A 24,638-nucleotide genomic window follows, 5' to 3' on the forward strand; every position below is an offset into this window, starting at 1 on the left:
TGCAAAAATTGGGTCCAGACGTCGGTTCGCGACCAGAATGGAACCGATTTGATGATATTCATGTCAGAACGAATTTCAAAGGAGCCCGCATGTCCACCGACCCATTGCTTCAACCCTACCAACTTAAGCACCTGACATTGCGCAATCGCATCATGACGACCAGCCATGAACCGGCTTACCCCGAAGAAGGCATGCCCAAAGAACGCTACGCCGCCTATCATGCGGAACGAGCAAAGGCTGGTGTCGCGCTTGCGATGACCGCAGGATCCGCCGCCGTCAGCCGTGACAGCCCGCCCGTGTTCAACAACATCCTTGCTTACAAGGACGAGGTCGTGCCGTGGATCCAAAACTTAACTGACAGTGTGCACGAACATGGCTGTGCTGTGATGATCCAGTTGACCCACTTGGGACGACGCACGACGTGGGACAAGGGCAATTGGCTGCCATCAGTATCGTCCAGCAAACACCGGGAACCAGCGCATCACGCCTTTCCAAAGTTGCTGGAAGACTGGGACATCGACCGCATCATCAACGACTTTGCCGATGCCGCCGAGCGGATGAAAGCAGGAGGAATGGATGGGATTGAATTGCAGGTTTACGGACACCTGTTGGACCAGTTTTGGTCCCCCCTTACGAATGATCTGGTCGGACCATATGGGGCTGACACGTTAGAAAACCGCATGCGCTTCCCGATGGATGTGGTTGAGGCAATCCGCAAACGCGTTGGGTCTGAATTCATTGTCGGGATGCGATACACCGCCGATGAGGCGCAAAAAGGCGGTATCACGCCAAAAGAAGGCTTGGAGATTTCAAAACGCCTTGCCGCTACAGGACAGATCGATTTTCTGAACGTCATTCGCGGGCGGGTCCACACGGACCCCGCGATGACAGACGTGATCCCCGTGCAAGGTATGACGTCTGCACCACACCTCGATTTTGCGGGCGAGTTGCGTAAGGCCACTGGCATGCCAACCTTTCACGCAGCCCGCATTCCCGACGTCGCGACAGCGCGCCATGCGGTTCAGGCGGGTCTGCTAGATTTGGTCGGCATGACGCGCGCCCATATGGCTGACCCGCATATTGTTCGAAAAATTATCGAGGGGCGTGAGGACGATATCCGCCCCTGCGTTGGCGCGACCTACTGCCTAGATCGGATCTATCAAGCCGGTGACGCCCTATGCATCCACAACGCAGCTACAGGGCGTGAATTGACGATGCCCCATGACATCCCTGTCGCGGCAACCAAAAAAAAGATCGTCGTCATTGGCGCAGGCCCAGCTGGGCTTGAGGCCGCGCGTGTCGCGGCTGAGCGCGGCCATGATGTGACCGTGTTTGAAGCCGCACCCGAGGCTGGTGGCCAAGTGCGCCTGACCGCGCGGTCCCACCGTCGCCGTGAAATGATTGGCATCATCGCGTGGCGCATGGCCCAATGTGCAGCCCGCGATGTGACCTTCCATTTCAACACATGGGCGGAGGCAGAAAATGTGACCGCGTTAAACCCCGATGTTGTGATCGTTGCCACGGGTGGTTTGCCGAATATGGAGCTGTTCGAACAGAAGGGTGAGCAAGCGAATGTTGTATCGGCATGGGATATCATATCGGGCGATGTGAAACCTACTGGCAAAGTCCTAATCTATGACGAGAGCGGCGATCACCCTGCCCTTCAAGCTGCCGAAGTCGCGGCGAATGCTGGCGCAACGGTTGAAGTCATGACGCCAGACCGCACGTTTTCACCCAATGTTATGGCAATGAATTTGGTCCCCTATATGCGTGCCCTTCAGGACAAAGACGTTACCTTTACCGTCACGCGCCGCTTGCTAGACGTTTCACGCAGCGGCAACAAATTGGCGGTAACGATTGGTACTGACTATTCTGACCATTCCTATGATACCGAAGTCGATCAGGTCGTGGTGAACTACGGTACCTTGCCGCTTGATGAGCTATATTTTGATCTAAAACCAATGTCTTCCAACGCTGGCGAAGTTGATTACGACGCGCTCATCGCAGGCAAACCCCAATCAGCTAACCGCAACGAAAACGGGTCGTTCCAACTGTTCCGTATTGGCGATGCCGTATCAGCCCGCAACACCCATGCGGCGATCTACGACGCATTGCGGCTGGTAAAGGATATCTAACATGCGCAGCAGCAAAACCATTCACGTTGTGTCCTGCCACGCCGAGGGCGAAGTCGGCGATGTCATCGTTGGCGGCGTAGCTCCACCACCCGGTGAAACCCTGTGGGAGCAACGCACATGGATCGCTAAGGATCAAACCCTGCGCAATTTCATACTGAACGAGCCGCGTGGCGGGGTTTTTAGGCACGTGAACCTTCTAGTCCCGCCTGTGCATCCCGACGCACAGATGGGCTGGATCATTATGGAACCAGAAGACACGCCACCAATGTCAGGCTCCAACTCTATCTGCGTTTCTACCGTGCTGTTGGACAGCGGGATCATCCCGATGACGGAGCCCGTGACCGAAATGGTTCTAGAAGCCCCCGGTGGATTGGTGCGCGTACGGGCCGATTGCAAAGACGGCAAAGCGGAACGCATCACTGTGCAAAACCTGCCGTCCTTTGCTGGTGAATTGGGTGTGCCGTTAAACGTGCCAAGCTTGGGGCAGATCACTGTCGACACGGCCTTTGGTGGGGATAGCTTCGTTGTCGTCGATGCGGCGGCACTGGGGTTCGACTTGGTCGAAAGCGAGGCCAAGACCCTCGCACAACTAGGTGTAGCGATCACCAATGCCGCCAACGATCAACTGACGTTCCACCATCCTGACAATCCAGACTGGACCCATTTTTCGTTTTGTCTTTTCGCAGGACCAATCACCCGCGATGGCAACCACTTAACGACCTCTGCCGCAGTTGCGATCCAACCGGGAAAGATTGACCGCTCACCGACTGGCACTGCGGCCTCTGCCCGCATGGCGATTCTTCATGCACGTGGTGAGATGGGTGTTGGCGAAACCTTCACGGCCCGTTCAATCATAAACTCGGAATTCCATGGTCGGATCGTGGGCACAACATCAGTCGGCAATACCCTCGCCATCATTCCCGAAATAACAGGTCGTGCGTGGATCACCGGAACGCATCAACATATGCTTGATCCTGATGATCCATGGCCCGAGGGTTATCGCTTAAGCGACACTTGGCCCGACTTAAAGGAGCGTTAAGAATGCCCAACGACACAGAGCAGAACAAACGCAACGCGATCGCGTTCTATGATTTGATGTTCAATCAATGCGAACCACGTGACGCAATCAATCAGTTTGTTGGTGATGAATATATCCAGCACAATCCACATGTGGCAGACGGAAAAGACGCGTTTATCGCCTACTTTGAACGCATGGCAGCCGACTACCCTGGAAAAGTCACGCACTTCAAACGGGCGATTGCCGAAGGCAACATGGTTGTTCTGCACTGCCACCAAATTTGGCCCGGTAGCGACGATTATGCTGGCATCGATATCTTCAGGTTCGACGACAACGGTAAAATCGTTGAACATTGGGATGTTCTGCAGGTCATTGGAGACACGTCACAAAACGATAACGGCTTGTTCTAGTTTGGTTACTTATTCAGCCGTCAAAATCGCACTGATCGGTACAAGTGCCACCTGATCACCGCTGTTGGTTGAGCCCCAAAGGATCAGCGCAGAAATCGTATCGGGGCGAACCCGTCCAACCAGCACAACACCGCTTTCCTGACGCGCACGGAAGGCCGCTTGATCAACAAAGCGTCGAATAACGCGGGCGTCTTGGTCCTCAGCATCCAAGTCACGATAAACAACAGCTGCAGGAACACCCGCGGCCTCAGCGGCGCGGCCCGCCATGTTCAAACCTTGGCTCACGCTCACGAACCCACGCCCTTGCGATGCAAGAATATCCATCGCCTGTTGGGTTACGTCGCGATCAGATTGTAGCCCGCCATCGCCCACGTCCAGCAGGGCAACGGATTCTGGAAGTTTGGAGAACACGCTCTGAAATGTAACCTCAACGTCGCTTGGCACAGCCCCCTCAGGCAGTTTCGCAAGGACTGCAATTTCAAACCCGCTTTGACGGTAGGTTTCCATCAGCTCGGCTGCGTTCGCAACACTTGGGTCAATCGCAATGGTCACAGGAAATGTCAGACCTGACAACGCGGCAGCCGCCGCGGACATAGACCCATCATCAATCAGAACAACAGACATGAGTGGTTTGCCATCAACGTCGCCCGCATCGGCGGCAAAATCCACAAGCGCATTGTCGGTGTTTGCAGGTGCGGCTTCTGGTGTTTCCTCCGCGACCTCTTCATCGGCACCAGGTCGACGAATGGTCACGCCTGTATCGCGATTCCCAAGCAGCGTGTTCTCGCCACCTTGCAATTGAAAACGCGGTGTCGCGGGTTCTTGGGGCTCCGCAGACGCCAAGATATCATCGGCGGGTTGGTCCGTTGGGGCATCCTCAACACCAGTATCTGGCGTAGCGGCTTCACCATCAACTCCGATTGCATCGGCGCCAAGGTCGACTACGAAAAAGTCCTCGGACCCTTCTTCTGGCGTCTCAGCCTCAGGGTTCGGATCAATCGGGTCGACAACATCAACGTCAACATCAACCTCGGCCTCAGGCTCAACGACAAGCGTCGGCTGCGCGGGTGTTGTCGAAACCGTCAGATCCGCTTCCGATGCAGGAACTTGTGGGGCGAGTGACTGGGGATTGGGCAAAACAGGATCAACGGGCTGCGCAAGCAACGCGGCGCTTTCAGACGCCTCAGGAGCTTCCATCGCCCCCTCAATCGCCAACACCGCCGGCTCATCTAATGGGTCCGTATCAGCACGCGGTGCTTCAACTTCAGCCTCAATAGCTTCTGGCGCACCCGGTTCAATGACCTTTGGATCAGCCAATGCGCCCTCTTCATCTGGTAATTCAGGCGCTTGCGGTTCTTCAATGGAAACGCTGCCGACTGGTGTTGACGGGCTGTTCGATTCTTCTGGCTCAACGGTCACGGGCTCAACCTGCGGTGCCTCAACCAAAGGCGCTTCTGGTGGTGTAACTCCGGCAGGCAATTCGCTCATCACCGATGCAGCACCTAGTCCCAAAGCCGAGACAAAGCCCCCTGCCAACACTCCACCGATCATTCCACGCATGCGCTCGTCGCCTTCTCAATTCTGTCCCGATTAACCTCTGATGGGCCAATTCGAGTGTAATGCGGGCCTTGACGCACCTTGCCGTGCGGCCCATGTATGGCGACACTATACAAGGGGCAGCCCGCCGGACGGTAGCCCCAAATTAACCCATCCCAAAGGTGGCAGATAAATGCTTCTCTTGATCGATAATTACGACAGCTTCACCTACAATCTGGTGCACTATTTTGGTGAACTCGGCGCGGATGTCGTCGTGAAACGCAATGACGCCATTGATGTGCAAGAGGCCATGGAAATGGGCGCGTCCGGCATCGTACTGTCCCCCGGTCCGTGCGATCCTGCGCAAGCTGGCATTTGCCTCGCGCTCACCAAAGCCGCCGCTGAAACCAAGACCCCCCTGTTTGGTGTGTGTCTGGGCCACCAAACCATCGGCGAAGCCTTCGGCGGTAAGGTTGTGCGCTGTCACGACATCGTCCACGGCAAAATGGGCACGATGCACCACACCGGAAAGTCTGTCTTTGCAGGACTGCCCAGCCCGTTTGAAGCCACGCGTTACCATTCGCTAACAGTTGAACGCGAAACCCTGCCCGATTGCCTTGAAATCACTGCTGAACTCGACGATGGCACAATCATGGGCCTGCAACACTGCGAACTGCCGATCCACGGTGTGCAATTCCACCCTGAAAGCATCAAATCCGAACATGGCCACGCGATGCTGCAAAACTTCCTAGATACGATGAAGGTACTGGCATGAAGAGAGAATTGGCATGAGCGACGCGCTAAAACCACTTATTCACGCCGCCGCCGAGGGTCCATTGACCCGCGATGAGGCCGAACAAGCATTCCAGATCCTGTTCAATGGCGAAGCAACCCCATCCCAGATGGGTGGTTTGTTGATGGCGATGCGCACGCGCGGCGAAACGGTGGATGAATATGCGGCCGCCGCGGCTGTCATGCGCGCCCACTGCCTGCCGGTCACGGCCCCGGCGGGCGCGATCGACATTGTCGGTACCGGTGGCGATGGCAAAGGCACGCTGAACATTTCCACCGCAACGGCCTTTGTTGTGGCTGGCGCTGGCGTTCCGGTCGCCAAGCACGGCAACCGCAATCTGTCGTCCAAATCCGGCGCGGCAGATGCGCTTGGTCAAATGGGCATCGATGTCATGGTCGGCCCCGACGTCGTTGAACGCGGGATCGTTGAGGCTGGCATCGGGTTTATGATGGCGCCTATGCACCACCCTGCAATCCGCCACGTTATGCCAACACGCGCCGAGCTCGGCACGCGTACAATTTTCAACATTCTCGGCCCGCTCACGAACCCTGCAGGCGTCAAACGCCAACTCACAGGGGCGTTTTCGCGTGATTTGATCCGCCCGATGGCCCAAACATTGCAGGCCCTAGGATCTGAAGCAGCATGGCTTGTCCACGGCAGCGACGGTACGGATGAAATCACGATTACAGGCGTATCCTGGGTCGCCGCGATGTCCGGTGACATGATTACCATGCGCGAAATCCACCCTGAGGACGCAGGTCTTCCAGTACATCCGTTCGAAGCAATCCTTGGCGGCACTCCAGAAGACAACGGCAAAGCATTCCGCGCGTTGTTGGACGGTGAACACTCCGCCTACCGCGATGCGGTACTGCTCAATTCCGCCGCTGCATTGCTTGTTGCAGGCAAGGTCGAAGGCCTAAAAGCAGGCGCAAAACTGGCCGCCGAAAGCATCGATAGCGGGGCCGCCAAACGCGCTGTTGAAACCCTCGCGAAGATCACACAAGCAGGCTAGCACCAAACATGCCCAGTTGGACGCCACAGTTAAACTTCAACAGGCGCTTCTGGGTTGGGTGCGCTATCACACTGTTATCGTTTAGCTTCCTGGTCGTCACTGCCGTGCAATCGCGCGACGCATATAGCCTTTCACGCGAAGGCATCCCAGCCGAAGCAACGGTCACTGACACGCGTAGCACAGCGCCAACACCCGATAGCCCCTCAAAGTTTTTCCTCACATACACCTACAGCTCCAACGACCAAGCCATCACCAACGAACGCACGGTGCCCGAACCCTTCTTCGAAACGCACCCAGTTGGCATGGTTTGGACCATCACCGTTCACCCCAATGACCCCACGCGCCACGAACTCTTTGAAGGTGAGAAACGCCAAACCGCCATTAGCGCCCTTATCTTTTCGGCCCTCTTGGCTCTCTTCGGCGCAACGCTTGCTCTGTCAGGTGGAAACCTAACCGCGCTACGGCACCGCCTTTCCTCTTAACCTTGCTTTTGTTTCTCAAATATCCCGGGGACGCGAAGCGGGGGCAGCGCCCCTCCACCATTCCTCAAAAGCACAACCAGATCCGACCGCACCACCAAAATTTCTCAAATTTTGGCCCCCGCTCGCGGCACGCGCAATTGTCTTCCCCATCTGCGCGCAGTACGTTACGATCATGGATATTCTAGACAAAATCAAAGCCTATAAACTCGACCATATCGCGGCCTGCAAAACGGCGCGCCCTTTGGTTGAAGTCGAAGCCGCCGCACGAAACGCCTCCCCCACACGCGGGTTTGCAGACCGCTTGGTTGAGGCCAGTCGCGAAGGTTACGGGCTCATCGCCGAAATCAAAAAGGCCAGCCCGTCCAAAGGGTTGATCCGCGATGATTTCAATCCGCCAGAACTCGCGCAGGCCTACGCAGCTGGTGGTGCGACCTGCCTCAGCGTCCTGACAGATGTCCCATCTTTCCAAGGCGCGGATGAATTCCTCGTTGCAGCCCGCGAAGCGGTTGACCTGCCGGCCCTGCGCAAAGATTTCATGTACGACACCTACCAAGTCGCAGAATCCCGCGCCTTGGGTGCAGACGCTATATTGATCATCCTCGCCTCTGTGAGTGACGCCCAAGCCGCCGAACTTGAAGACGCCGCCACGCAATGGGGCATGGACGTGCTGCTTGAGGTCCATAACGAAGAAGAATTGACACGTGCTTGCGCATTGAAATCTCCGCTGATGGGCATCAACAATCGCAACCTCAAAACGTTTGAGACAACGCTGGACACGACCCGCACCCTGTCACGTATGGTTCCGGCCGATCGCCTGATCGTTTGCGAAAGCGGCCTTTCCACGCCGGATGATCTCGCAGACATGGCCCGCTACGGCGCACGCACTTTCCTAATCGGCGAAAGCCTGATGCGTCAGGACGATGTGACCGCAGCAACCCGCACGCTACTTGCAGGTGGCACGACAATGGGTGGCGTTTAAGTGTCTGACAAGCTTAGCCATTTTGACGACCACGGTCAGGCTCACATGGTGGATGTCTCAGACAAAGCCGTGACCAGCCGCATCGCCACCGCAGCCGCGTGGATCAAAATGTCGCCTGAAACGCTTGCCCATGTCACTGCAGGCACCGCCAAAAAGGGCGACGTCCTTGGCATCGCACGGATCGCAGGCATTCAGGCAGCCAAGAAAACATCCGACCTTATCCCGCTGTGCCACCCTCTCCCGATCACCAAGGTCGCCGTGGACCTAACACCAGACGCCAACCTCCCTGGTGTGCGTATTGAGACGACGGTCAAAACCACCGGACAAACCGGCGTTGAGATGGAAGCCCTATCTGCCGCCAGCGTCGCTGCCCTCACAGTCTATGACATGCTCAAAGCGGTGCAGAAAGACATGGAAATCGGCGGGATCAAAGTCACACTAAAAGACGGCGGAAAGTCCGGCCGCTTTGAAGCATGATTACGGTTGAACAGGCTCAAGCGCTTTGCCTTGATCTAGTCAAGACAACCCCCTCCGAGACCGTATCCCTCGCAAACGCTCAAGGACGAACACTCGCTGAAGCGCTTTATGCAAAACGCGATCAGCCTCCGTTTTCGGCCTCTGCGATGGATGGATACGCGATCCGCCACGCGGATGCGGTTCAACATGCGGTACTCGATGTCGTTGCGGAATCTGCTGCGGGCCACGGTTGGGATGGCACAGTAACAGCAGGCCAAGCCGTGCGCATTTTCACAGGCGCACCCGTACCTGACGGCGCCGATTGTGTTGTGATCCAAGAGAACGTGACGGCTGCGGACGCACAGATAACGCTAAGCGAGCCAATCGGCACCAACATGAATATCAGACCACAAGGCGCTGATTTTAAACGCGAACACCCACTTGATCCGCCGCGCGTTCTATCGTCACCGGATCTTGCTCTGCTTGCGGCAATGAACAATGCAAACGTAACAGTTCGCAGCAAACCGAAAGTGGCGCTTATCTCTACGGGGGATGAATTGCTCATGCCCGGCGGTGATCCGGCACCCGATCAGATTATCGCGTCCAACGTCTTTGCCTTAAATGCAATGTTACGTGATGCGGGGGCCGAGCCGAGCATTCTGCCCATCGCGCTGGACACCCCTGAAGCGTTAGACGCCGTCCTAAAACAGGCCAGCGACTGGGGCGCAGATATCATCGTCACCATTGGTGGCGCGTCTGTGGGCGATCATGACCTCGTGGCCCCAGCGCTGGATCGTTTCGGCGTCACCCGCAGCTTTCACAAGATCGCCATGCGCCCTGGAAAGCCACTGATGGCGGGCGCCAAAGGCACAACGGCATTCCTCGGCCTTCCAGGAAATCCAGTGTCTGCAATCGTGTGTGGGCATTTGTTTTTACTGCCAATGGTGCGCCGTGCCTTGGGCCAAACGGATGTTCTGCCACGCGCTGTAACAGCGCGCCTAACCGCACCAATGCCAGAAGGTGGCCCACGTGCCCATTACATGCGTGCGGTATTTGAAGAAGGCTTAGAGGCCCGCACTGTTACGGCTTTTGATAAACAAGACAGCTCAATGCTAACAGTGCTTTCGAATGCGAACTGCCTTTTGCTACGCCCGATTGATGACCCAGCCAAAAACGCAAGCGATCCGGTAACAATTTACCCCATCGCATAAGAACAGATTGACACAAAACGAGAACAAGCCTAGAACATTCCTTAACAAAGACCATTGAGGGAGAGGGCATATGCTCACGAAGAAGCAACTTGATCTGTTGGAATTCATCCAGAAACGGGTGCAGCGCGACGGTGTCCCCCCAAGCTTTGATGAAATGAAAGAAGCCCTTGATCTGCGATCAAAGTCGGGCATTCACCGCCTGATTACAGCACTTGAGGAACGCGGATTTATCCGCCGTCTCGCACACCGCGCCCGCGCATTAGAAATTGTGAAGCTGCCAGACGCGTTGCAAGCCAAGTTTGACACACCATCTGCGGGTGGTTTTCAGCCGCGCGTCATCGATGGCGACCGTCCTGACAGCCGCCCTACTGGTGCACAGCCCCTTGAAAACGGTGGCGCGATTGAGCTTCCTGTCATGGGTCGGATCGCCGCGGGTGTTCCTATCGCTGCGATCTCTGAGATCAGCCATAACGTCTCTGTTCCGTCAGCGATGGTTGGCCAAGGCGAACATTATGCGCTTGAAGTCAAAGGGGATTCTATGATCGACGCGGGCATCAACGATGGCGATGTCGTTGTGATCCGTGAAAGTTCGACGGCAGACAATGGCGACATTGTTGTTGCCTTGGTCGAAGACTCTGAGGCCACGCTGAAGCGCTATCGCCGCAATGGCGATGCCATCGCACTTGAGGCCGCGAACCCTGCCTATGAAACCCGTCTGTTCCGTGGTGATCAGGTTAAGGTTCAGGGTCGTTTGGTCGGACTTATCCGCACTTACTAATCAAACAAACGTCTCCGCAGGGAAGCGGTGTTCCAAATCCGCTCTCCTGTACGTTCGTGCGCTCCGATCAGCGTTAGCGTCCCATTTTCGACATAACCCGCCAGCGCCCCTGTTTGGCGCAAACGCCTTATGTCAAAGACGTTACACCCATCAATCTGGTCAAGCTCTTGGTTGGTGATGATGATGTCGGCCCCGCCGCACCCATCCAGTGCCGCGACCGCGGTTGAACCACGAACGTTCAGCACGCGGGCGTCGCCAACCCGCGCGAACACCGTTCGCCCCTCTTCAACCAACCCGTCACGCCTATACGCTACGTCTTGTGCCACAGGCGCGCCATCATTTTCCAACCAGTTCCCAACGGCGAAGGATTCACCGCGCTCCTTGGAAACCGCGCGCCCGTCTTGCGTCATGACACCGATGAGTGACCCAGTGTCCGCCACGAGCAGCATTGGCCTTTCGACGACTTGCCACAATGCAAACGCCGCAATTACGGGCCCAACACCAAGCCAACGAAGCCACCCTTGCCAAAGAACAACAAACAAACCGCCAAGCGCGATCATCATGAGAACTTCTGGTCCAGGTGTCGCAACATGGCGCAGGGCACCGTCTTGATCAGCGACGAAATGCGCCACACCCAAAATCCAACGCAGCCCAAGGTCCATCACCCAAAGACCAATCATTTCTAACCCAAAAGGTGCGAGCACCGTCGCAACCACAGCGGCGGGCATCACGAGCGTTCCCATAAGCGGCACAGACAACAAGTTCGCGATTAGTCCGAATTGTGCGATTTGGTTGAAGTGGAATGCGGCAAAGGGCGCTGTGGCCAACCCAGCCACTAAGGATGATACGAAAACCGCGCCAATGGATTTCAACCATCTAGGCACCTCGGGAAGCTCTAGTTGGCGCATTACACCGAATACGGCCACCAACGCCGTGGTCGCGGCGAATGACATCTGAAATCCGGGGCCGAACAGGGCTTCTGGGCGCAGAGTAAGTACAATCATCGCAGCAATCGCGACCGCACGCAGCGTCAATGCACGCCTGTCAAACAACACCGCGACCAACATGACGGCGACCATGACAAACGCGCGTTCAGTAGACACATTCCCCCCCGACAGCGCCAAATAGCCCGCAGCCGCAATCAACGCACCAATCGCGGCAATCTTTTTCACCGGCCAATGCAGGGCGGCGTGGGGCCATAGCGCCATACTGTAGCGCAATGCCGCGAAGAGAAACGCAGCAAGAATCCCCATATGCATCCCCGAAATCGCCAATAAATGCGCAAGGTTAGACGCCCGCAGCGCGGTCAAACTGTCTTGGCCCATGCCAGAGCGATCCCCCGTCATAATCGCGGCAGCAAAGGCGCCGGATTCTCCATCCAGTCGACCCTGAACTGCCGCACTAATCGCTACGCGTTGGCGGTAGACCCACAAACCAGCCGCCCCTTCCGCGGCCTCAGCCCCAAGTAAAACGGGGGTACGGGTATAGCCGACTGCACCAAGCCCCTCAAACCAAGCCATGCGTTGAAAATCAAAACCGCCCGGTTCCACTGGCCCACTTGGGGACGACAAATGCCCTGTCATCAAAACCACCTGCCCCGGTTCGGGCGTGATAAATCCCTGCTCGCCATGCAAGGACACCCGCACCGTCGCAGGCGTGCGGTGCATCTCCATGCGCGCCAACACCACACGGTCTAGCGTTAGGCGCACCGCGTCTGAGCTTGAGCGGTCAATCTCGATGATGCGGCCTTGGATCGGGCCATAATATCGAAACTCTAACACGGGTTCGGCCACCATATTGGTGCGTAAACCGGCCATCCCAAATCCAGCACAAAGCAACGCACAGACAGTAACCAACAGGCTCACGCGTTCTGAGCACACAAAAAGCACAGCGAACAAGACAGCCGTTAACGCGAGGGCAGAATAAACCGTCAGAACCGATGGCTCGATCGGCAATGCAAAGTAACCTGTGATGCCAATGCCAAACAACACGGGCGCCCAGCCGAATAAATCACCACGCTGCGCTGCGATTTGCGCCCACGCGTCATTCAGCATGCGCACTTGTCCTTACCCCGCGCTGTTAGTATTCCCGCATCAAGCCCGCCAATCCTAACGAAATGGTGGTTAGCAAAAGGTTAATTTCCCATGTCGCAAGCTCGAGTCGTCACCCGTTTCGCCCCTTCGCCAACTGGTGCATTGCATATTGGCGGCGCACGCACGGCCCTGTTCAACTGGCTTTATGCACGTGGACGCGGCGGTAAGTTTTTGCTGCGCATTGAGGACACGGACAAAGCCCGTTCCACGGATGAAAATACGCAAGCCATTCTTGACGGCCTGACATGGCTTGGTCTTGATTGGGACGGCGCGCCGACGTCGCAAGCAGCGGCAGCTGCCCGTCACATTGAGGTTGCTAACGAAATGCTCGCCAACGGGCACGCCTATAAATGTTTTGCCACACAGGACGAAATCCAAGCGTTCCGCGAAGACGCGCGCACAAACAAGACCTCGACACTTTATCGTTCACCTTGGCGCGATGTCGCGGATGCGGACCACCCGGACCTGCCCTTCGTTGTCCGCGTCAAAGCCCCACGGGACGGTGCGACGACGCTGAATGATGAAGTTCAAGGCGCCGTTACTTGGCAGAACGAGCAGCTTGATGACATGATCCTGCTGCGCTCTGACGGAAGCCCTGTTTATATGTTGGCCGTTGTGGTGGATGACCACGACATGGGCGTGACCCATGTCATTCGTGGGGACGACCACCTTGCCAATGCGTTCCGCCAGAACCTGATTTACGACGCAATGGGCTGGGACAAGCCCACCCTCGCACATATCCCGCTGATCTTTGGCCCAGACGGAAAGAAACTGTCCAAACGCCACGGCGCGACGGGCGCCGCTGAATATCAGGCGCTGGGGTATCCGGCTGCCGGCATGCGCAATTACCTTACTCGTTTGGGGTGGTCGCATGGCGATGACGAATTTTTCAGCGATGCCCAAGCCCGTGAATGGTTCGACCTTGGCGGTATTGGCAAAAGCCCTGCACGTTTTGATACCAAAAAGCTGGAAAACATCTGCGGCCAACACATCGCTGTCTCTGAAAATGCTGCGCTGCTGCATGAATTAGAAGCGTTTCTTGATGCGACGGGGCAAAATGCCCTCACGTCAGAACAGCATGACGGAATATTGAAGGCGATGGAAAGCCTGAAAGAACGCTCAAAGACTTTCCCAGAACTCATTGATAAGGCACACTTTGTTTTGACATCGCGCCCTCTCGAAATGGACGAGAAAGCGGCAAAATCTCTCGACGATGTACACAAAGGTATACTGACAGAATTGACGCCGCAGCTGCAAACTGTTAGCTGGTCCCGAGACGAACTTCAGGGGATCGTGGCCACCCTCGCAGAGGCCCATGACACCAAACTTGGCAAGCTGGCTGGGCCGTTACGGGCGGTCTTAGCTGGGCGCGCAGTTTCCCCGTCTGTGTTCGATATGATGCTTGTTCTTGGCCGCGACGAAACGATCGCTCGTATCAAGGACGCAACCGGCTGAAACACTTTTGTTACCATTTGCAGGTACGGGGTGTGTTGACTGGAAAACCGCTGTCGCTGCTTGGGATATCCCAAGGGCGTACCTAGAAAGGGATAAATATGACCGAGACCAAAACCGCGACATTGACGATTGATGGTAATTCGTTTGAGCTGCCAATCCATACCCCTACAGTTGGTCCGGACGTAATCGATATTGGTAAGCTTTACGGACAGTCCGGTGCTTTCACGTACGATCCTGGTTTCACGTCCACCGCCGCTTGCGACAGTACGATTACATTTATTGACGGTGAAAAAGGCGAACTGCTGCACCGCGGTTACCCGATCGATCAATTGGCAGGCCAGTCTCACTACCTCGAAGTGTGCTTCTTGCTGCTTTATGGTTACCTTCCAGAAGCAAACGAGCTTGAAAAGTTTGAGCGTCTGGTCACGAACCACACGATGATCCACGAACAGATGCACAACTTCTTCCGTGGTTTCCGCCGCGATGCGCCGCCTATGGCGACAATGGTTGGTGTTGTTGGCGCGATGTCCGCGTTCTACCACGATTCCACGGACATCAACGATGAGCATCAGCGCGAAGTTGCATCCATTCGCTTGGTTGCGAAGATGCCTACGATTGCTGCGATGGCCTACAAATACTCAATCGGTCAGCCGTTCGTGTATCCGCGCAATGACTTGGACTATGCGTCCAACTTCCTGAACATGTGTTTCTCTGTTCCGGCCGAAGAATACCAAGTGAACCCGATCCTCGCCCGCGCGATGGACCGTATTTTCACGCTTCATGCTGACCACGAACAGAACGCGTCTACATCTACAGTGCGTCTTGCGTCTTCGTCTGGTGCAAACCCGTTCGCCTGTATCGCTGCTGGTATCGCGTGTCTTTGGGGCCCTGCCCACGGCGGCGCGAACCAAGCCTGCCTTGAGATGCTTAAGGAAATCGGCACGGTTGATCGTATTCCTGAATTCATCGCCCGCGCAAAAGACAAGAATGACAACTATCGTTTGATGGGCTTTGGCCACCGCGTTTACAAAAACTTCGACCCACGCGCGACTGTGATGAAAGAGTCCGCTGACGAAGTTCTTGAATTGCTCGGCGTTGAAGATAACCCACTCTTGCAGGTCGCGATGGAGCTTGAAAAGCAAGCGCTGGCAGATCCGTACTTCGCTGAGAAGAAGCTGTTCCCGAACGTCGACTTCTATTCCGGCATCATCCTCGAAGCGATGGGTTTCCCGACATCTATGTTCACGCCAATCTTCGCGATGGCACGTACAGTTGGTTGGATTTCCCAATGGAAAGAACAGCTTGGCGATCCACAACTTAAAATCGGTCGCCCACGCCAGCTCTACACAGGCGAGACAAAGCGCGACTATGTGGACATCGAAAACCGCTAATCTGCGACATTAACTTTTCGAATTGATCTGGGCCCTTCGGGGCCCTTTTCTATTTCTGGGCAAAGCCGAACCCCGTCTGCGCCGATCCGACCTTTTGCGTTCGCAGCTTGACTTCACAACCCTTATAATAGCCCTCTTTCTGGACTTATTTCCCAGTCCCTTTGGGCTAACCGATTTTACAGAGAATTTATTATGAAGTACCTCGCCACATCCTTCCTCCTTGCGCTTGCCGCCCCAGCCTATGCGGGCGACGCCTGCCCTGTTGGCGTCACGATTGTGGATCTTGGCGTTCCTGCTTGGCTTGATCGCGACGCGATCCTTGCCGACCTTTCAACTACGCGCACGCGGGTCGGTATCGGTTACAGCTTCGGCGACGACGGTTTCGTGATTACGCGAACGGAACCTGGCACTCCGGCAGAAACCTCAGGCCTTCTAAGCGGTGACATCGTGTTGACGATTGATGGGTTTAATGTGGAATCCGCGGACACCTTGCTCCAAGTTGTCGACGCCGCCAAACCGCACGAAACTATCCACCTAAGAGTTTCACGCGACAACGAAGTGGTGGCGATTGATCTAACCCTCGGGGCAACGGATCCTGTTCCTGCCATGCTTGCGCATGTCGGATCGCTTGGCGAATGCCGCCATAGTACGAACCGTCACGCAACCGAAAGCGAGCGCGCCCAGTTTGTTCCACAACTCAACGATGAGAACCGCGCATTTCGATGTGACGACGCCCACATCGATCTAGTTGGGAATGATCAGGGGGCCACTGTCTACTTTGTTCGCGGGTCACGACGGGTGCTGTTGACCTTCCCTGATTGGGGCACGGTTTGCGTGGCATCGCAGGCGCTTGATGGCGCTGACCAAAGGGATAATGGCGCAGCGTTGCTTGACGAATTGATTGGTGATTTTGTCGCCGATCGAATTGCGAACCCTTAACGCCCCTCATATTTCGCAGGGCGCTTTTCAAGGAATGCCAACACGCCCTCTTGGAAGTCACGGGTCTTGCCGCATTCACCTTGCAGGCGTGCCTCGGTCGCAAGTTGTTCATCCAGCGTGTTTTCAAATGACCCACGCAGTGCGGTCTTGACCCGTTGATAGGCCGCCGTTGGACCCGCCGCGAGGTGCAGCGCGCGTTTGGCAACGTGCGTGTCGAATTCTTTTAATGGCACGGCCTCGTAAATCATGCCCATGTCAGCAGCCTGACGGCCCGTGATCTTATCGCCGAACAGCGCTGCCCCCATCGCTTTCGCTGACCCCATCTGACGCGGCAACCAATATGTGCCGCCTGCATCTGGGATCAGGCCAATGCGTGTAAACGCTTGAATGAAGTAGGCCTCATCTGCCGCGATCACGACATCCGCCGCCAGCGCAAGGTTGGCCCCGGCCCCAGCCGCCGCGCCATGCACCGCGCAGATCGTTGGGATTTTACAGTCAAAGATCGCCTTAAGCATCGGCACGTATTCGTCGCGCAACGTGCGTTCCAGATCAAGGTTCGTGGCATTACCGCTGTCACCCAAATCTTGGCCCGAACAAAACGCATCCCCCGCGCCACCAATCACCAAAACCCGCGCATCACGCTCCGCCGCTTTTACAGCATGGGTGATTTCGGCCCGCATCTGTACATTCAGTGCGTTCTTCATATCCGGACGGTTCAGTGTCAGCGTGGCAACATCGTTAGCGATTTCAAAGCGGATAGCGGAATATTCCATGGGTCGTCCTTTGTGTAGCGTTGCGCCTACACTACTGAACTCTCCGGTTCAGAAAAGCCTAAACGCAACGTCATAGAAATCAGCTCTGATTACGACCGCATGATCTTATCAATTCGCGCCTTTTCTTCTGCGCTCAATTCTTCTGGCCCGACAGCCTGAGACCGCCCCCGTATCGTCACGGCTGCAATTCCCCCTGCAAGTAACAGCATAATAGGCGCAGCCAACCACAGCGCGAGGTTTACACCCTCAACCCGTGGGCTCAGCAGAATGTAGTCGCCATAGCGATCCACCAGATATTGCACCGCCTGATCGTCCGTATCCCCCGCAACAAGCCGCTCGCGCAGCAAGATACGTAGGTCACGTGAAATGTCAGCGTTGCTTTCATCGATGCTTTCGTTGCGGCAAATAGGACAGCGCAACCCTTCAGACAGCGCGCGCGCACGAAGTTCGAGCGCTGCGTCATCTAGCACCTCATCCGGTTGAACCGCTGCGAGCGGCGTTACCAGCATGCACAGAACAAACGCCAACCACCTCATTGTGCAGCCACCGTGTTTGATGTGGATTTTGCAGCACCCGCCGCAACACGCAAGCGTCGGTCGGACAAAGAAATGAAGCCACCTAATGCCATCAAAATAGCGCCCCCCCAAATCCAATTCGCGAAGGGTTTGATGTAGGTGCGCACGGCCCAACCGCCGCCGGTTTGTGGATCACCGAGCACAACATAGACATCGCGCAGAATACCGTTGCGAATGCCAGCTTCTGTCGTTGGCATTTGTGCGACTGGGTAGACGCGTTTTTCCGCAAAGACCTGCCCGACAAAGCGACCGTTGCGATAGACGTTTATTTCACCGCCTTCACCGAAATAGTTCGGGCCGTCAATTTCGACAACGGCGGCCAGTTCGATCTCATGAATACCGACGTTCCAACGATCACCGACTTGGGCAATCCGAATGTCCTCGGCCTCCCAAGCCATCAGTGCAGCGACTGCAAAGACCGTAATTCCAAGGCCGGAATGCGCGGTGAATTTACCCCAGTCCGCGCGTGGCAATCTGGTGAGACGTTTCAAACGCGCCGCAACAGCACCGCGACCTGTGCGCAGCCAAAGGTCCATACATGCGCCACCAACAACCCAAACGCCCAAGATCACCCCGATGGGACCCATCGCAGAGCGTCCAGTCTGTAGCGCAAATGCCAACGCTCCAAACGCGATTGCAAGACCAGCAACTGGCGCCATAGATTTGATGGCTTTGCTAAGGCTGCCACGTTTCCACGCCAGCACTGCACCCACAGGCAAGATGATCGCCAGTGGGACGAAAACCAGTGTGAAGGCAAAATTGAAGAATGGCGGCCCGACGGAGACCTGTTCAGGTTTATCAAACAGTCCAAGCGCGTAGAACGGGTTCGCCATACCGCCGCTCCAAATAGGGCTAGCCGACGCGAGTTCGACCACCAAAGGCCAAATCGTGCCCCAGAAGACAACAAAGCTGGACACAGCAAGCAACACATTGTTGGACACAAGCGCGGTTTCGCGGCTGACCAACCCAAAGACGCCTTTCGACTCCATCGCCTTTGCGCGCAACGCGAATAGCAGTAGTCCACCCCCAACAAATACCGCGAGGATCATCAAGATAAACACACCCCGTTCAGGGTCGTTGGCAAAGGCATGCACCGACGTCAGCACGCCCGAACGCACGATGAATGTTCCGAGAAGCGAGAACCCGAAGGCGAGGATCGCCAGCAGGATCGTCCATGCTTTCAGGCTTTCGCGCTTTTCAACCACGATGGCGGAATGCAGCAATGCGGCCGCCAAAAGCCACGGCATGAAGGATGCGTTTTCAACAGGGTCCCAGAACCAGAAGCCACCCCACCCAAGTTCGTAGTAGGCCCACCATGAGCCAAGCGCGATACCGATGGTCAGGAAAATCCAAGCGGCCAATGTCCACGGGCGCACCCAACGGCCCCAAGCCGCATCAACACGTCCTTCGAGTAAGGCGGCAATCGCGAACGAGAACGACATGCTCAGCCCGACATAGCCGAGGTACAAAAACGGCGGGTGAAACGCGAGGCCCGGATCCTGCAACAATGGGTTCAAATCTTGGCCATTAAACGGCGGAAATTCCAAACGCTCAAACGGGTTGGATGTGAACAGGATGAAGCCGTAAAACGCAACGCTAACAGCGGCTTGAACACCCAATACCCGGGCACGCAGGCTGGCAGGTAAATTGCTACCAAACCAGCTGGCACAGGCGCCGAACAGCACCAAGATCAGCAACCAAAGCAGCATAGATCCTTCGTGGTTCCCCCAAACACCGCTGATTTTATAAAGCATTGGCTTGTCGGAATGGCTATTTGCCACCACAAGGCGCAGCGAAAAGTCAGACACAACAAAGGCATACATCAGGGCTGCAAAGCTGAATCCAACAAGAAGGAACTGCACCGTCGCAGCAGGATCAGCCAACCCCATCCAACCACGCCACCCTTTGTGAGCGCCAATAAGGGGAACAACCATCTGCACAACCCCAACAAGGGCGGCAAGAATCAATGCGAAATGTCCGAGTTCAATAATCATGGTGCGATTATAGGTCTCAAGCGCCGCGCCGCCAGTGAAACTGCGATCACAATGCAGGGCGAAACGTCACGGCTAGGGCTGGTTACGTTGCCACTCTAGGAGGGCAGGATTTGAGGAAGGTTCCACAGCCCCCAATGTTAGATCAGCCGAAGGCTTGCTTTGTGCGACTTGCGGTGTGTCAAACCGCAGCGCTTGCAACGCGCGTGTGTTTTCAACAACCGTCGGAACCCGCGCCAATGTTTGCGCGATGGATCGCTGGAAATCTTGACTATGTGCTTGATGCCGTGCACCAAAATAGAAACTTACAATCGCGCCCATAAGCCACCACAGCGGGTCTGGCACCAGCGATATCCCCTGCATCCGCGTGGAAAACCAAACCGGATCAACCATCGCGACCACAAACAACCCAATGGTCCCAAACGCCAGTAATGGGCGCGGCAAGCGGTTCAACCCGTCCATAAGGCGATCAAAGCCCCCTACCCGTTGCACCGCAAACTCGGACGCGAACTGCTGCATGGTTTGTTGTTTTATCCCTGCCTGACGCACTGCCGCGCCTTCGGCGTTCTCACGAAACACCTGTGCCGTTTCAACGATCACATTGCGCCCGTCGCCAAACACGCCCCTGAAAATCCGCTCAATCAAACCCATCGCGCTGTCCTTTCGCGATGCTGGTCCTCGCTCAGGTGAAAGCGTGGCGAGATAAATTCTTCCGCCCGTGTAATCCAACCGCCCTTCCCGCCATCCAAGCGCCGTGCATATTTACGGCTGGCCGGACGCGCATCCGCCAACGCGTAATAGTAGTTACGCCGTGCAATCCCGTAGGCATCAACGAAATGGTCAACTGCAGCCGCCATACCCTGTTCCGTTGCTGCAATCGTCTGGGGGCCGATGACGCCATCAACCGTCACCAAGATACGCATGTCCTGCAGCAGCCGCTGCAAAATCCGCACCGCATTGGCCCCAGCGTTTACATACATATCAAAAACCGACGCCTGCAACGCGGACGGCAGCAGACGAATATTAGGCCGATTAAAATAATGATTGATGAAGATCGTGACAGCCTGTTCGCGCGTTAACACGCGCACGTCCTGTTCTGTCACCTGCCCATCGCCATCCAGATCAAGCCCTAGGCGGCGCATGGTATGAATGGTGACGCCATGGTTTGTGGCACCGCCCGGATCATCTGGATCATTAACAAACCCACCCTCACGAGCAACAATACCTTCGGCGATTTGGTGAACATCGTGCATCCTGGCACCCCCATGCAATTGCACATGAAGGGTGTCTGATGAAGGTTAACCGCTGGTAGCGGTACCGTCCGTTGCGTCGGTCAGGTCAGGATCAACCGGCTCACAGAAGTTCTGTTGTTCATGCATGTTTTCAACTTCGGCAGGCATGTATGTTTCGTCATGTTTGGCAAGAATTTCAACAGCTTCAAATGTACCGTTAATGTAATTTCCTTGACCAACCATACCTTGTCCTTCTTCAAACAAGCTCGGCAAGATGCCTTCAAACGTCACGGGAACGGCGGTAAAGCAATCGGTTACAACGAACGACACATGGGTGCCCTCACCGCGCACGATTGACCCCGCCTGCACCATTCCACCAATGCGGAACAGTTCCGTTTCAACGGGTGGTTCAGCCAACACTTCGCTCGGCGAACGGAAATAGTTAATCCCGTCACGCAACGCGTACCCAATGATTGCAGTGGAAAGCCCAAGCGCCACGAAGGCAACGACAATAATCTGGATACGGCGCGTCTTCTTTAGCGATTTCATGGCCCAACCCTAAGGAAATAGCGGAGCCATCATAAGCCCCTCAGTCTCAGAAAGACCTAACATCAGGTTGGCGTTCTGCAAGGCCTGCCCGCTTGACCCTTTGGTGAGGTTATCAAGTGCCGCGATGACAATGGCGCGGCCATCCCGACGGTCAGCAACTACCCCAACGTGACAGAAATTGGACCCACGGATGTGGCGAATGCTCGGGTATTCGCCGAACGGCAGCACGACGACGAAAGGTTCGTCCACGTAGGCCGTGGCCAGCACATCATGAATAGCCTGCGCATCACCCTTTACGTAATTTGTCGCAAGAATTCCGCGGTTTGCAGGGATTAAGTGTGGCGTGAACTGAACCTCGACGGGCCGTCCGGCAATCGCTGAAAACTCCTGATCGAACTCACCCAGATGGCGGTGCGTGCCGCCAACCGCATAGGCATTCGCGCCCTCTGACAGCTCTGCGTGCAGCAGGTTTTCCTTCAAAGCGCGCCCCGCGCCAGACACCGCACAGGCCAAATCCATGATGATTTCATCAAGATCGATGACGCCCGCTGCGATCAAAGGCCGCAGCGCAAACTGCCCCGTCGCCGCGTTGCAGCCCGTACCGGCGACAAGCCGCGCATTCGCGATTTCGTCACGGTAAAACTCTGTCAGGCCGTAGACGGCTTCTTTTTGCAGCTCAACTGCCGCGTGATCATTGCCGTACCACTTCTTATAGGCTTCGGGATCACGCAAACGGAAATCGGCGCTCAGATCAACGATCTTTAGCGTTTTTGGCAGTTTTGAGATCACCTCTTGGCTGGTCTTGTGCGGCAATGCGCAAAACGCCAGATCGATGCCATCAAAGTCAACATCATCAATGGTTGTCAAAACAGGCAGGTCCAAGTGGCGTAGATGCGGGAACACCTGCGCCATGCTTTGCCCAGCTTTGGAATTGCCGGACAGTGCTGCGATTTCGATATGCGGGTGGCTTGCAATCAAGCGCACCAGTTCAGCGCCCGTATAGCCAGAGGCCCCAAGGATCGCGATTTTATAAGTCATTTCTTAGTCTCCGTGGCCCAAACCCTTGGTCTAGGCATGCGTCAATTCTCAGTTAAGCGGCTTGAAACTGAATTTCTCGTCGCAAGAACTGTGTCGCGCTATTGCTCACGCGTTTTGGATCGCCAGAGGTCAGGAAACAGGCCTCCCCGCTCCCAATCATCTCTGGGCGACGGTCAAGATAGTCCGCAAGGCTTTCGGCAACCAGATTGGCCTGCGAAAACACCTTAACATCCTCGCCGAGCGCCTGTTGGAACGCGTCCTGCATCAAAGGATAATGGGTACATCCCAAAATCGCAGCATCCGGATGCGGCATTTTACGTTTCAGCGCGTCCACATGGCTGTTCACCAGTGCTTCGGCCAAGATCAGATCGTTATCTTCAATCGCATCAACGACACCGCCACAGGCCTGCGCTTCGACGTCCACACCAACAGCGCGGAATGCCAATTCACGTTGGAACGCACGGCTTGAAACGGTCGCTGGTGTCGCAAACAGAGCCACATGTTTTACATCGACTTCGCGTGGCGGGGAATTATCGCCCCATGAACGTTCAGTCAGGGCTTCGATCAATGGCACAAACACCCCGAGAACCCGTTTGCCTTCAGGCACCCAGCCTTCTTGCATCTTGCGCAACGCCGCTGCAGACGCCGTATTACAAGCCAAAATCACCAGATCACAGCCAGCATCAAACAAAGCCTGCGTCGCAGCTGTGGTCTTTTCATAGATATCGTCGGCCGTGCGCACACCGTAAGGCGCATGCGCGCTATCCGCAAAATAAGCGAACGGAACATCCGGCAGACGCTTTTGTACGGCGTCCAGCACAGTCAAGCCGCCCAATCCACTATCAAAAATACCAACTGCCATCTGCTTAACCTTTGCGCTTATAGCGATCATCAAATTCTCGCCCGAATGTCTGAACATTCACGGCCTTTGGACTCAGCTCATACGTCGCTTTGCGCAGGAAATCCATGCAACTTGTCGCATCTGTCTTAAATGCATCCAGCTTAGCAGACGGAATTGGTTTTCCGATCACAACACGCACATCCGACCCGACCCGCGTTTTGAATTCGCGCACCAAAAGCCCCATGCGCAATGTCGTGTGAAGATGGCTGGCAAGCTGGAACGCGCGACTGTTCGCGCCTTCAAAAAAGATCGGCACAACCACAGCATCGCTTTTGGACACCATCTTCGCCGTGAAGTTTCGCCATTGCGGGTCCATCGGTTTGGAAAACGGCCGTGCAGATGTGCTGACGGTCCCACCAGGGAAAATACCCATTGCGCCACCCTCGTCTAAATACCGCAGCGCTTCTTTACGAGTTTCAAGATTCAGACGCGCGGCTTCTTTCGTTTCATCAAACGATACCGGCAGGATAACACGTTCCAGATCGGGGGACTTTCGGAACACCGAATTGGCGAGGATTTTGAAATCCCCTCCGCGGCGTTCAGACAGAATGCGCCCCATCATTAATCCGTCCAGAATGCCGTATGGGTGGTTTGACACAACGATCAATGGGCCAGTCTTTGGAATGTTCTCTAAAGACCCACCAACGACATTGAGGTTCAACTTATAACGTTCTGTTATCACACGCCAAAAATCAGCGCCCTGTGCAACTTCCGCGTCATAACCACGGGCCTTGCGGATCAAACGAAAACGCCCCGTCGCATTTTCCATAACTCGAATAACTGCACGCCCGCCTTTTGAGGATGCAGAGCTGGCATAAGAAATATCGCGCGCAATTTGGTTCTTGGCCATAACGTCCGCCGTCCACTCACTTTTGATTTAGGTAACCCTTC

General features: G+C 55.7%; 24 protein-coding genes. 13 read left to right on the forward strand and 11 right to left on the reverse strand.

Features of this window, described 5'->3' with window-relative positions:
* Positions 1 to 89 precede the first annotated feature (89 nt).
* From OSB_RS08140 to OSB_RS08150, 3 genes are read left to right on the forward strand one after another with little or no spacing between them, the layout of a single operon-like run.
* Positions 90 to 2,135, forward strand: a complete 2,046-nt coding sequence (locus OSB_RS08140) for an NADH:flavin oxidoreductase (protein ID WP_049834518.1) — start codon at positions 90 to 92, stop codon at positions 2,133 to 2,135.
* A 1-nt stretch (position 2,136) separates the two neighbouring features.
* Complete coding sequence (locus OSB_RS08145; RefSeq protein ID WP_049834519.1) at positions 2,137 to 3,174, forward strand: trans-3-hydroxy-L-proline dehydratase; 1,038 nt, start codon at positions 2,137 to 2,139, stop codon at positions 3,172 to 3,174.
* Between the two features lie 2 nt (positions 3,175 to 3,176).
* Complete coding sequence (locus OSB_RS08150; protein ID WP_049834520.1) at positions 3,177 to 3,563, forward strand: nuclear transport factor 2 family protein; 387 nt, start codon at positions 3,177 to 3,179, stop codon at positions 3,561 to 3,563.
* A gap of 9 nt (positions 3,564 to 3,572) precedes the next feature.
* Here OSB_RS08150 and OSB_RS08155 read toward each other — a convergent pair whose 3' ends face one another.
* On the reverse strand, positions 3,573 to 5,123 hold the full coding sequence (locus OSB_RS08155) for a divergent polysaccharide deacetylase family protein (protein WP_049834521.1): 1,551 nt from the start codon (positions 5,121 to 5,123) through the stop codon (positions 3,573 to 3,575).
* Between the two features lie 169 nt (positions 5,124 to 5,292).
* Here OSB_RS08155 and OSB_RS08160 point away from each other — a divergent pair, with 169 nt between their 5' ends.
* The 7 genes from OSB_RS08160 to lexA all read left to right on the forward strand — a co-directional run bounded on the left by OSB_RS08160 (position 5,293) and on the right by lexA (position 10,810).
* Positions 5,293 to 5,874, forward strand: coding sequence for an anthranilate synthase component II (locus tag OSB_RS08160; RefSeq protein WP_049834522.1), 582 nt, complete (start codon positions 5,293 to 5,295; stop codon positions 5,872 to 5,874).
* Positions 5,875 to 5,887: 13 nt separating this feature from the next.
* Positions 5,888 to 6,904 carry an anthranilate phosphoribosyltransferase gene (trpD, locus tag OSB_RS08165; protein WP_049834523.1) on the forward strand — a complete coding sequence of 339 codons (1,017 nt, stop codon included), beginning with the start codon at positions 5,888 to 5,890 and terminating at the stop codon, positions 6,902 to 6,904.
* Between the two features lie 8 nt (positions 6,905 to 6,912).
* Positions 6,913 to 7,386 carry a DUF3592 domain-containing protein gene (locus tag OSB_RS08170; RefSeq protein ID WP_049834524.1) on the forward strand — a complete coding sequence of 158 codons (474 nt, stop codon included), beginning with the start codon at positions 6,913 to 6,915 and terminating at the stop codon, positions 7,384 to 7,386.
* A 172-nt stretch (positions 7,387 to 7,558) separates the two neighbouring features.
* Positions 7,559 to 8,365 carry an indole-3-glycerol phosphate synthase TrpC gene (gene trpC, locus OSB_RS08175; RefSeq protein WP_049834525.1) on the forward strand — a complete coding sequence of 269 codons (807 nt, stop codon included), beginning with the start codon at positions 7,559 to 7,561 and terminating at the stop codon, positions 8,363 to 8,365.
* Entirely contained in the window at positions 8,366 to 8,842 is a 477-nt protein-coding gene (gene moaC, locus OSB_RS08180) for a cyclic pyranopterin monophosphate synthase MoaC (RefSeq protein ID WP_074202209.1), read from the forward strand.
* Positions 8,839 to 10,032 carry a molybdopterin molybdotransferase MoeA gene (locus OSB_RS08185; protein ID WP_049834526.1) on the forward strand — a complete coding sequence of 398 codons (1,194 nt, stop codon included), beginning with the start codon at positions 8,839 to 8,841 and terminating at the stop codon, positions 10,030 to 10,032. Before moaC ends, OSB_RS08185 begins: the two co-directional genes overlap by 4 nt.
* Positions 10,033 to 10,102: 70 nt before the next feature.
* The gene (lexA, locus tag OSB_RS08190) at positions 10,103 to 10,810 is read left to right on the forward strand and encodes a transcriptional repressor LexA (protein ID WP_049834527.1); all 708 of its coding nucleotides are present in this window, start codon (positions 10,103 to 10,105) and stop codon (positions 10,808 to 10,810) included.
* On the opposite strand, the gene OSB_RS08195 is transcribed toward lexA, so the two are convergent.
* A complete protein-coding gene (locus OSB_RS08195; RefSeq protein WP_049834528.1) occupies positions 10,807 to 12,864 on the reverse strand; it encodes a ComEC/Rec2 family competence protein in 2,058 nt (685 codons plus the stop codon). The genes lexA and OSB_RS08195 overlap by 4 nt on opposite strands.
* 90 nt (positions 12,865 to 12,954) lie before the next feature.
* Here OSB_RS08195 and gltX point away from each other — a divergent pair, with 90 nt between their 5' ends.
* The 3 genes from gltX to OSB_RS08210 all read left to right on the forward strand — a co-directional run bounded on the left by gltX (position 12,955) and on the right by OSB_RS08210 (position 16,688).
* The gene (gltX, locus tag OSB_RS08200) at positions 12,955 to 14,358 is read left to right on the forward strand and encodes a glutamate--tRNA ligase (protein ID WP_049834529.1); all 1,404 of its coding nucleotides are present in this window, start codon (positions 12,955 to 12,957) and stop codon (positions 14,356 to 14,358) included.
* A gap of 98 nt (positions 14,359 to 14,456) precedes the next feature.
* Complete coding sequence (gltA, locus tag OSB_RS08205) at positions 14,457 to 15,749, forward strand: citrate synthase (protein ID WP_049834530.1); 1,293 nt, start codon at positions 14,457 to 14,459, stop codon at positions 15,747 to 15,749.
* Positions 15,750 to 15,941: 192 nt separating this feature from the next.
* Positions 15,942 to 16,688: a PDZ domain-containing protein gene (locus OSB_RS08210; protein ID WP_049834531.1), complete on the forward strand. Its 747-nt coding sequence runs from the start codon at positions 15,942 to 15,944 to the stop codon at positions 16,686 to 16,688.
* Here OSB_RS08210 and OSB_RS08215 read toward each other — a convergent pair.
* The 9 genes from OSB_RS08215 to OSB_RS08255 all read right to left on the reverse strand — a co-directional run bounded on the left by OSB_RS08215 (position 16,685) and on the right by OSB_RS08255 (position 24,597).
* Positions 16,685 to 17,461, reverse strand: a complete 777-nt coding sequence (locus OSB_RS08215) for an enoyl-CoA hydratase-related protein (RefSeq protein WP_049834532.1) — start codon at positions 17,459 to 17,461, stop codon at positions 16,685 to 16,687. The two genes, OSB_RS08210 and OSB_RS08215, sit on opposite strands and share 4 nt — an antisense overlap.
* Before the next feature lie 89 nt (positions 17,462 to 17,550).
* Positions 17,551 to 17,997 (reverse strand): cytochrome c-type biogenesis protein, encoded by a 447-nt coding sequence (locus OSB_RS08220; protein ID WP_049834533.1) that lies wholly within the window; start codon positions 17,995 to 17,997, stop codon positions 17,551 to 17,553.
* Positions 17,994 to 20,030 (reverse strand): heme lyase CcmF/NrfE family subunit, encoded by a 2,037-nt coding sequence (locus OSB_RS08225; protein ID WP_049834534.1) that lies wholly within the window; start codon positions 20,028 to 20,030, stop codon positions 17,994 to 17,996. The genes OSB_RS08220 and OSB_RS08225 overlap by 4 nt, the downstream gene beginning before the upstream one ends.
* Before the next feature lie 72 nt (positions 20,031 to 20,102).
* Positions 20,103 to 20,678, reverse strand: a complete 576-nt coding sequence (locus tag OSB_RS08230; protein WP_049834535.1) for a holin family protein — start codon at positions 20,676 to 20,678, stop codon at positions 20,103 to 20,105.
* A complete protein-coding gene (locus tag OSB_RS08235) occupies positions 20,669 to 21,280 on the reverse strand; it encodes a holin-associated N-acetylmuramidase (RefSeq protein WP_049834536.1) in 612 nt (203 codons plus the stop codon). Before OSB_RS08235 ends, OSB_RS08230 begins: the two co-directional genes overlap by 10 nt.
* A gap of 45 nt (positions 21,281 to 21,325) precedes the next feature.
* Entirely contained in the window at positions 21,326 to 21,808 is a 483-nt protein-coding gene (ccmE, locus tag OSB_RS08240) for a cytochrome c maturation protein CcmE (protein ID WP_049834537.1), read from the reverse strand.
* 9 nt (positions 21,809 to 21,817) lie between these two features.
* Complete coding sequence (gene argC, locus OSB_RS08245; RefSeq protein WP_049834538.1) at positions 21,818 to 22,846, reverse strand: N-acetyl-gamma-glutamyl-phosphate reductase; 1,029 nt, start codon at positions 22,844 to 22,846, stop codon at positions 21,818 to 21,820.
* A 52-nt stretch (positions 22,847 to 22,898) separates the two neighbouring features.
* Positions 22,899 to 23,708: a glutamate racemase gene (locus OSB_RS08250; RefSeq protein ID WP_049834539.1), complete on the reverse strand. Its 810-nt coding sequence runs from the start codon at positions 23,706 to 23,708 to the stop codon at positions 22,899 to 22,901.
* A gap of 4 nt (positions 23,709 to 23,712) precedes the next feature.
* Positions 23,713 to 24,597 carry a lysophospholipid acyltransferase family protein gene (locus OSB_RS08255; RefSeq protein ID WP_049834540.1) on the reverse strand — a complete coding sequence of 295 codons (885 nt, stop codon included), beginning with the start codon at positions 24,595 to 24,597 and terminating at the stop codon, positions 23,713 to 23,715.
* Between the last annotated feature and the right edge of the window lie 41 nt (positions 24,598 to 24,638).

The organism is Octadecabacter temperatus, from assembly GCF_001187845.1.
In the GTDB taxonomy this organism is placed as follows: Bacteria; Pseudomonadota; Alphaproteobacteria; order Rhodobacterales; family Rhodobacteraceae; genus Octadecabacter; species Octadecabacter temperatus.